Raw genomic sequence first — 9,013 nt, 5'->3', positions numbered from 1 at the left:
TTTCTCTAGCGTTGTCGTTATCTCTAGATTAAGGGTCTTCTTTCTTTTTGTCTAGGTCGACCTTTTTCACTTCCGACATTAATTTTACACATAGTACAGAAAGCTGACTTATTTTGAATGATTCCAATTTAACGGATAACAGCGATATGGGATGAATGTTTATGCGAAATAAGGTATAATTGTTCTATACATATATATTAACTTATAGGAAGCGGGGAGGATATGAGAAAATCAGAAAGACAAATGCTGATCAAACAGATCGTATTGAACAATGAAGTGTCTACACAGGATGAACTATTGACATTTCTGCATGATAAAGGGGTCACCGCCACTCAGGCAACGATATCCAGAGACATCAAAGAACTGAACCTGGTCAAAACACCATCGGGTGACGGCGGCATAAAGTATACCATTTATCAGAACGATCAGGTGACTCTGGAAGAAAAGCTGGATTCCACGATCAAAAGCGTAGTGACCGACGTGACTCAGGTCCAGTTTATCAATGTCGTTAAAACGTTACCTGGCAATGCACACGTTATTGGTGCATTGATCGATGATATCCATTATCCTGAGATAGTAGGAACGGTTGCGGGAAATGACACGATCATGCTGATTTCAAAGACCGATGAGGAAGCTGAAGGCGTGTTTCGTCACTTTGACGGTGTGTTGAGAGAAAATGAGTAACAAACCATCTCTTGGATAGGCTCATATAAGCAAAGGAGAATGAATGATGACAGAGATAGATTTGAAAACCTTACAGAACGGATCAGATATCAGAGGCTTTGCTCTGGACACTGAGAAGCAGAAAAAGAATTTGACCGAAGACACCATCAAGCGGATCGCCCATGGTCTCGCAGCCTGGTGGAGCGAGAATTCAGATAAATCTTTAACGGAGACGACTATAACGATCGGACACGACAGCCGTCTGACCGGTCCTTCAATCAAAAACTGGCTGATCGATGTGTTCACCAGTCTGGGGATCAACGTTATCGATACCCATATGGCGACGACACCGGCACTCTTCATGTCGACCCAGTACGACGCATTCCAGTCTGATATCGGGATCATGATCACAGCCAGTCACTTGCCGATGGAATACAACGGTCTGAAATTCTTCACGCAAAGTGGCGGACTCGAGCATGAAGACATTGGATCCATTCTTTTTCTGGCAGGAAAAGAAGTCGAAATTTGGGATGCTGATAAAACTCAGGCGACCGAAAAAGATCTGCTGTCTGTTTATGCGGCTGATCTGGTAATGAAAATAAGAGAAGCACTGAACGTGGATGCTGAGGCCCAACCACTGGCAGATAGAAAGATCATCGTGGATGCCGGAAATGGTGCCGGTGGTTTCTTTGCCGAAAAAGTGTTGAAGGTTTTAGGTGCGGATACCACCGGCAGCCAGTTCCTTGACCCGGACGGCACGTTCCCGAATCATGAACCCAATCCCGACAATAAAGAAGCCATGCAGAGCATTTCAGAAGCTGTACTGGAAAACAAGGCGGATCTCGGGATCATTTTCGATACGGACGTGGACCGTTCAGCGATCGTAGACAGTGAAGGCAACAGCATCAACCGCAATAACCTGATCGGTCTGATTGGGGCCATCATATTAGAAGAGAATCCGGGAACCACGATCGTGACGAATTCGCCGGTTTCTGATCACCTGATTCAATTTGTCGAAGAGATGGGCGGGAAAGTCGACCGATACATCTCTGGCTACCGCAATGTCATCAATCGTGGAATCGACCTGAATGAAGAAGGCGTGGACTGTGCCCTGGCCATCGAAACCAGCGGACACGCAGCCCTTCGTGAAAACTACTTCCTGGATGACGGGGCATACCTGGCTGCAAAGATCGTTGCGAAAGAGGCCGAAATGGCAGAAAAAGGCAAGAGCGTCACAGAGCTGATCAGGCATCTGGAGCAGCCGGCTGAAACAGAAGAAGTGCGTTTCGTGATCACGAATGACGACTACAAGGAGCTCGGCATGGACATACTCGAGCGTTTTGCTGTCTGGGTGAACAATACCGATGGCTTCACACTGGTTCCGGACAATCTGGAGGGCAAGCGCGTGCAGCTGAGTGAGCCCTACGGCAATGGCTGGCTGCTCCTCCGTATGAGTCTGCACGAACCGAAACTCGTTCTGCAGATCGAAAATGACAAGGCCGGCACGATCCCTTCAGTCAAAGATAAACTGAAATCCTTTTTCCATTATGAGAACCATCTAGATAACAGCAAATTATAGAAGAAACGGCCTTCCCTTCAAAAAAAGATCGGGGGAGGCCGTTTTCTATTTGATGATTTTGAAGCGTCGGGCGGCCCCGACGCTTTCCTTTTTTGTTGGTACTGGTGACTTTGGTCTAATGAGCATCCCAAAACGAAGGAATGAGCCGAACCCTGCAGAGTTCGGCTTGTTCATGGTGAAATGTGTCTTTTATAAACCGAAGCTGAGAGGGGTTCGGTCCTTACGACTTAGTGAGCCTTTTGAATAAGCCGAAGATAGGGTCCTTCAGTTTATTCAAAAGGCTCACATCTGTCGAATACACCGAAAGTCAGTTTGATTCGGCTCGAAACTGGACCGGGAAACAAGTGAATAGACCGAAGACGTCAAAGTTCGGTCTATTCAAGAGAAATTGTCTCGGGTTCGGACCGAACCGGCTCTAAAATGCTCCTTTTAGCGACTCAGGAATCGTTAAAATAACTAAATAGTCATGCTTAAATAAAAAAAGTCCGATATAGTCAGCTTTTACAGCTGCTTATACCGGACTCTTGATACACTTAAATCTGTCTGTTTAGTCTTTCGGGTTATAGAGCCATTTCTGGCCGTCTTTAGCGAGCAGTTCATCCGATTCTTTCGGCCCCATCGAATGTGCAGGATAGAAGGGGATGGATTCCAAGTCTTCGTTCCAGGCCTGTCTGATATGATCCACATATTTCCATGAAGCAGCCACTTCACCCCAGTGTGCGAAGTGTGTCTCATCTCCGTTCAGGACGTCCAGTAAAAGTTTTTCATAAGCTTCCGGACTTTTCCTGATCGTCTCTTCTGAACGCATAGAGCTTAAAGTGACAGGACGCAGGTGCATGCCCGGTCCGATTTCTTTGTCGTTCAGCTGAAGTTCAAGGCCTTCCTTGGGACTGATATGGATCGTCAGCAGAGAATCACTTTCGTCGAACAGCTGCTGGTCGGTCTTCTTCCAGAGCACATCGATACGCGACGTTTTTTCCTTCATACGTTTACCTGTACGGATGTAGATCGGGACATTGCGCCATTTATCCGAATCGATCACGACTTTCCCGGCAACAAAGGTCTCGGTCAGGGAATCAGGATCCACTTTTTCCTCATCGCGGTAGGCTTTGCAGTCGCCGTCTTCCGAAGCCTGATACTGCCCTCTGACAAATTCGTCTTTAACATTCGGCTGCTTGAGCGATTCGAGCAGGGCCAGTTTTTCTTTTCTGACATTTTCAGTGGAGAAGGATTCAGGTTCATCCATCGTCAGCAAACTGACGATCTGCAGGACATGATTCTGGACCATATCACGCAGGGCGCCGCTTTTATCATAGTACTCACCGCGTTCTTCCACACCCAGGTTTTCAGCCAGCGTGATCTGGATGGAAGAGAGGTTCTCGCTGGTCCAGCTGTCCTGGATGATGCGATTGGAGAAGCGCAGCGCAAGGATGGTCTGGACCATTTCTTTTCCTAAGTAGTGATCGATGCGGTAAAGCTGGTCCTCGTCGAAGGAGGCATTGATCTCATCGTTGAGTTCCTTGGAAGATTCCAGATCCGTTCCGAATGGTTTTTCAATAATGACGCGGTTGAAGCCGTTTTGAGTCACCAGTTCCTGATCCCTCAAGTGTGTCGTGATGGTCCCGAAGAAAGTGGGGGACATGGACAGATAGAATAGGCGGTTCCCTTCAATGGCATACTCACTATCCAGTGAATCAGCCAGTTCTTTCAGGGTATGGTAATGTTCTGAATCTTTGACGTTATGTGACTGGTACCTGAAGTGACTGGAAAAGTCTTCTGCATCTTTATCGGATTCTTTGATGTCGTCGATGGCTTTCTTGACGACGTTCTGGTAATGCTCATCAGACCATTCTCTGCGAGCGGTCCCGATGACGGCGAAATGATCTTTCAAGTATCCTTTTGAATACAAGCGGTATAAGGCTGGATATAATTTCCTTGAAGCTAAATCTCCTGTAGCTCCAAATATAATATATAAAGCTTTCTTTTCTTTGGACATTATTTCCCTCTTTTCTACATGACAGGCATGTGTCATACTCTATAAACTATTTTACTTTTAATTGATGCATCAATCAACTGAATTGTCGCAAAGCGTCGATTCTTTCCGGATAAGGCGTCTTTTTTGCAATAAGGAAAGTGGAAGGATTAAAGTTGGTGTAGAGTGAAAAAATCGAAAGGATGGGTATGGATGGACAAGTATGAACGGTTGGATATGAACTACATCAATGGTGACTGGCGCAAAGGAAAAAGTCAGAAAGTGATCGAATCAGTAGATCCTTATACAGAAAAAATCTATATGAAGCTGCAAGTGGCCTCGCTGGATGATTTGGATGAAGCCTACGAGAGTGCTGAAAGCCACCAGAAGGGATGGGCGGAAACGAATCCTTTCCAGAGGGCAGCGGTCATAAAAAAGGCGATCCAGATCATGAAAAACAGAAAAGAGGAAATCGTCGATATCCTAGTGAAAGATGCGGGCTCCACCATAGCGAAAGCTGAACTGGAACTGGACATCACGCTGTCTGTGATGCAGCTGGCAGCAGGCTTTCCTTTCCAAATGGAAACGATCGTCAATGATTCGATGATCCCAGGTAAGAAAAACCACCTGATCAGAAAACCGCTCGGCGTGGTCGGTGTCATCGGTCCTTTTAATTTCCCGTTGAATCTAGCGATGCGTTCAGTTGCTCCGGCACTGGCAGCGGGGAACGCCGTCGTTTTGAAACCCAGCAGTCAGACCCCGGTCAGTGGTGGGAATATCATCGGCAAAGTCTTTGAAGAAGCCGGGCTTCCCAAAGGCGTCCTTCAGGTTGTCCACCCAAAATCCTCTGAAATCGGCGATGCCTTCTACTTGCATCCGGTTCCTGATATGATCTCCTTTACCGGTTCAACAGCGGTCGGTAAAAAAATCGGTGAGGTAGCCGGGAGAGAAGTGAAAAAGACTATCTTAGAACTGGGCGGGAACAACGCCATGGTCATCCTGGATGATGCCGATATAGACAGAGCGGTCAAAGGGGCGATTTACGGACGTTTCATGCATAGTGGACAGATCTGTATGTCAACGAATCGGATCATTATAGATGAATCCATTTTTGATGCCTTTGCCGAGAAATTCGTCGATACAGCCCGTTCACTCAAACACGGCGATCCGACTGAAAAAGGCACACTGATCGGTCCGCTTATCTCAGGAGACGAGGTTGAGCGGCTGCTCGAAGAAATCGAAAAAGCCAAGTCAGAGGGGGCTGAAGTCATTCTGGAAGGCAAACGGGAGGGCAACGTCCTGACGCCCGCCATTTTAAAAGGGACCAATGACATGACGACAGCCCAGCATGAAATGTTTGGACCCGTCGTGACCCTGATCCCGGCAAAAGATGAAGCGGAAGCACTGGAACTGGCCAACGATACAGAAGCTGGTTTGAGCGGGGCAGTCTCATCAGAAAATGAAAAACGCGCCTTTGCTTTTGCAGAACGAATGGAAACAGGCATGGTCCACATCAATGATCAAAGTGTCAATGACGAACCGTACATTGCTTTTGGCGGAGAAAAGCAGTCAGGGATCGGACGCTTTGGACGTGAACATTCATTGGATGAATTCACGACCTGGAAATGGATCTCTGTCCAGGAAGAACCCAGAGACTATCCGTTTGATTAAAAGACGATGAAAATGTGGCGGCATCTTCTTCACAGAGGATGCCGTTTTTGCATCGATCGTTATTTACTATGGTCAGGACGGCCTGGCTTTGGTACAATGTGAGTTGAAAAGAAATGAGGAATGAAAAATGACACACCCATTCGATCGTTTTAATTTGAACGATTATCTTATTGAAGCTATCAAAGAAATAGGTTTTGACCAACCGACTGAAATTCAAGAGAAAGTTATCCCCGTAGTGAAAAAAGGACGAGACATCATCGGACAGTCACAGACAGGTTCCGGAAAGACCCATGCGTTCCTGCTTCCGTTGTTCAATCAGATCGATCCGAAAAAAGAAGAGGTTCAAGTCGTGATCACTGCACCGAGCAGAGAGCTGGCTGAACAACTGGCCAATGCCGCAACTCAGCTGGCCGGTCATTCGCCCGAACCGATCAATGTGCAGTCTTATATCGGCGGCACAGACAAGAACAGACAGATCAACAAGCTGCAGAACAGCCAGCCGCACGTCGTTATCGGGACACCGGGCCGTCTCTTGGATGTCATTGAAAGCAATGACCTGCTGATCCATACGTCCACCTATATGGTCGTGGATGAAGCGGATATGACTTTGGACATGGGCTTTTTGGAAGATGTCGACAAGATCGCGACACGTCTGCCTGAAAACGGACAGATGCTGGTCTTTTCAGCGACCGTGCCGCAGAAGCTGCAGCCTTTCCTGAAGAAATACATGAACAATCCAATCATTATTGAAGTCGAAAACAAGCAGGTGATCGCGGATACCGTAGAGAACTGGCTGATCTCGACCAAAGGCAAGAACAAGATCGATATGATCCACCAGCTGTTGACGATCGGACAACCTTACCTGGCTTTGGTCTTTGCCAACACGAAAGAATATGTCGATGACATTGCTTATCAGCTGAAGAAAAAAGGGCTGAAAGTCGCAGTGATCCACGGTGGGATTTCTTCACGTGAGCGCCGCAGAGTGATGAGACAGATCCAGAATCTGGAATATCAGTATATCGTAGCGACCGATCTGGCTGCACGCGGTATCGATATCGAAGGTGTCTCACACGTCATCAATGCAGAAGTGCCTCAGGATCTGGACTATTTTGTCCACCGAGTCGGCCGTACCGGACGGAATCAGCTGAGCGGGATCGCCATCACGCTTTACGGTCCGGATGATGAACAGGATATTGCAACGATCGAAAAACGCGGCATCACCTTTGAGCCGAAAGAAATCAAAAACGGTGAAGTGGTCGATGCCCATGACCGCAACCGCAGAGAACAGCGCAAAGGGAAGAACGTTCACAAATCCGACTTCGACCCTGAGATCCACGGTCTGAGAAAGAAACTGAAGAAAAAAGTGAAACCGGGATACAAACGCAAGATCGAACGCAAGAAGCAGAACAAGCGCAAACGCGCCATGCGACTGAACAAGAATAACAAAGACTAAAGCAAGTCAATCAATGTAAAAAGCCTTCACTGCAGTTGACCAATAAGGGTCCGGCGGTGAAGGATTTTATTTGATTTTGGTAAGTTCGGTCTAATGAGCGTTCGAAAATGAGACTATGCGCCGAACCCCTGCAGAGTTCGGCTTGTTCATGGTGAAGTGTGTCGTTAATACACCGAAGCTTGGAGCGGTTCGGTCCTGATGATTTTGTCAGTGTTTTGAATAAGCCGAAGTTAGCCTTCTTCGGTTTATTCAAAAGGGAGACACTACTCGGCTACACCGAAGTTGGAGTTTTTCGGCTCAAAATTGAACCGGGAAACGAGTGAATAGACCGAAGATGTCCATGTTCGGTCTATCCAAAAAATTATGGCACGTGTATGCTCCGAAGCGGCGCTATAATGATCCTTTTAGAAACTAAAAAAACCAGTAAAAACACTAAATATACATTTTAATAAAGAAATAACCCGGTAAACTCAGCGGAAGGAGACATGCTGGTTTTACCGGGTGTGACTTCATATTAAATCGTGCGATTCTTCTTCAGATTCCTTAAAGAGGCATAAAGGAAGTAGACGGAAAAACCAATGGTGATCTCAAGGGTAAAGGGGAGGAACAGTCCGAATGCATCGAAGACAGCGAAGATGATCGTCGGGACACTCAAGGCGACCAGCGCCATGCGCGCCACTTTTCTGAATGGAAGCCTGATCCGGAACAGTGTTTTCAGTATGTTTGCAAATAAAGCGATGATCAGCCATTCATACAATAGACTGAAACTGCTGGCCAGGTAAGTGACGACGAAGATAAAGAACAGGACGATGGGAGAAAACTGCCCCATTTCTGACATCACCTCTCTGAAATCCGCATCTGTAAAGCCGTCTATCTGTTCGTACGACACGGGCAGGGGCTGTCCCATGATGTTGAGGTAAAACTGATCGTCCATCAAACCGATGCCGATGGGGACATTCAGCCGTTCAACATTCGTGTCGATTTCTTCTTCCTGGATGGAATCATTGGGATCGAAGAAAAACAGGAAGGAGTCCGTCTGGTGGACATAGGATTCTGTTTCTTCTTCCACGACCAGCGCATTGTCTGTGATTTCAAACGCCGGCAGGGTTTCAGTGATCTCCTGACCGTCTTCTCTTAAGGCTCCCATAACCGATATCAGAACAGATGCCATGGAAAGGGTAAGGATCAGGGCGATCAGCGCAAAATAGGAGACTAAATGCTTTCTTGACATTCTGATTGCTTTGTATAGATGTTGGGGAGATGTGAACCCCAGTTTCAAATAATCTTTCATTATTTAACGCCTTTCTGTTTGTAAGTAATAAAACAAGTTTACTTCTATTTGTGTCAAATTGCAATCATCCTTTAGAAGTAGTATGCGTCAAGTTTTTCTCGGTAACCTTTAACTAGTAGAATTAACAGAAATTATGTTGTGTTAATATTTTTAGGAAAATGCCTGGCCTAATTTCCCAATGAAGCTACTCACAGGGCCAAAGTTGGATATTTTCCCAGTTTGAACAGTGTGTGTGGTTGAACGAGGCTTTTTCAAAGCCTGACGGACTGCTCCCTTAAGATCTTCACCTAACGGTTCAACGATAGAATCAACTTTTGTGGTCAAAGCTTTTTCCAGAAGACTGTTTTGCTCTGCTGTTAGTAATGCTACGACATTAGCTACACC

6 protein-coding genes and 1 pseudogene are annotated in these 9,013 nt (G+C 46.5%); 4 read left to right on the top strand and 3 right to left on the bottom strand.

Annotated features, from left to right (window positions below; translation table 11 throughout):
• The first annotated feature begins 222 nt into the window (after positions 1-222).
• Both argR and BM049_RS11610 read left to right on the top strand, forming a co-directional pair.
• Positions 223-684 (top strand): arginine repressor, encoded by a 462-nt coding sequence (gene argR, locus BM049_RS11615; protein WP_091531913.1) that lies wholly within the window; start codon positions 223-225, stop codon positions 682-684.
• Positions 685-727: 43 nt separating this feature from the next.
• Positions 728-2,242 carry a phosphohexomutase domain-containing protein gene (locus BM049_RS11610; RefSeq protein WP_245751944.1) on the top strand — a complete coding sequence of 505 codons (1,515 nt, stop codon included), beginning with the start codon at positions 728-730 and terminating at the stop codon, positions 2,240-2,242.
• A 547-nt stretch (positions 2,243-2,789) separates the two neighbouring features.
• On the opposite strand, the gene zwf is transcribed toward BM049_RS11610, so the two are convergent.
• A complete protein-coding gene (zwf, locus tag BM049_RS11600; RefSeq protein ID WP_091531905.1) occupies positions 2,790-4,238 on the bottom strand; it encodes a glucose-6-phosphate dehydrogenase in 1,449 nt (482 codons plus the stop codon).
• 189 nt (positions 4,239-4,427) lie between these two features.
• On the opposite strand from zwf, the gene BM049_RS11595 reads away from it, so the two are divergent.
• Both BM049_RS11595 and BM049_RS11590 read left to right on the top strand, forming a co-directional pair.
• Positions 4,428-5,885 (top strand): aldehyde dehydrogenase family protein, encoded by a 1,458-nt coding sequence (locus tag BM049_RS11595; protein ID WP_091531903.1) that lies wholly within the window; start codon positions 4,428-4,430, stop codon positions 5,883-5,885.
• A 127-nt stretch (positions 5,886-6,012) separates the two neighbouring features.
• Entirely contained in the window at positions 6,013-7,338 is a 1,326-nt protein-coding gene (locus BM049_RS11590) for a DEAD/DEAH box helicase (RefSeq protein WP_091531901.1), read from the top strand.
• 514 nt (positions 7,339-7,852) lie between these two features.
• Here BM049_RS11590 and BM049_RS11585 read toward each other — a convergent pair.
• Both BM049_RS11585 and BM049_RS11940 read right to left on the bottom strand, forming a co-directional pair.
• Positions 7,853-8,629 (bottom strand): DUF1189 domain-containing protein, encoded by a 777-nt coding sequence (locus tag BM049_RS11585; protein ID WP_091531898.1) that lies wholly within the window; start codon positions 8,627-8,629, stop codon positions 7,853-7,855.
• Positions 8,630-8,779: 150 nt separating this feature from the next.
• Positions 8,780-9,013 (bottom strand): annotated as a pseudogene (locus BM049_RS11940) (ISLre2-like element ISAot1 family transposase); the annotation flags it as partial.

The sequence above is a fragment of the Alkalibacterium subtropicum genome (assembly GCF_900112455.1).
Lineage (GTDB): Bacteria > Bacillota > Bacilli > Lactobacillales > Carnobacteriaceae_A > Alkalibacterium > Alkalibacterium subtropicum.
The sequence above is the reverse complement of the archived record's forward strand: the minus strand, read 5'-3'. Positions and strand labels throughout refer to the sequence as shown.

Bases quoted from the DNA above. Each gene is read 5' to 3' on its own strand.
- BM049_RS11610 (WP_245751944.1), top strand. From the start codon at position 728: ATGATGACAGAGATAGATTTGAAAACCTTACAGAACGGATCAGATATC.
- zwf (WP_091531905.1), bottom strand. From the start codon at position 4,238: ATGTCCAAAGAAAAGAAAGCTTTATATATTATATTTGGAGCTACAGGA.
- BM049_RS11595 (WP_091531903.1), top strand. From the start codon at position 4,428: ATGGACAAGTATGAACGGTTGGATATGAACTACATCAATGGTGACTGG.
- BM049_RS11585 (WP_091531898.1), bottom strand. From the start codon at position 8,629: ATGAAAGATTATTTGAAACTGGGGTTCACATCTCCCCAACATCTATAC.
- BM049_RS11590 (WP_091531901.1), top strand. From the start codon at position 6,013: ATGACACACCCATTCGATCGTTTTAATTTGAACGATTATCTTATTGAA.
- argR (WP_091531913.1), top strand. From the start codon at position 223: ATGAGAAAATCAGAAAGACAAATGCTGATCAAACAGATCGTATTGAAC.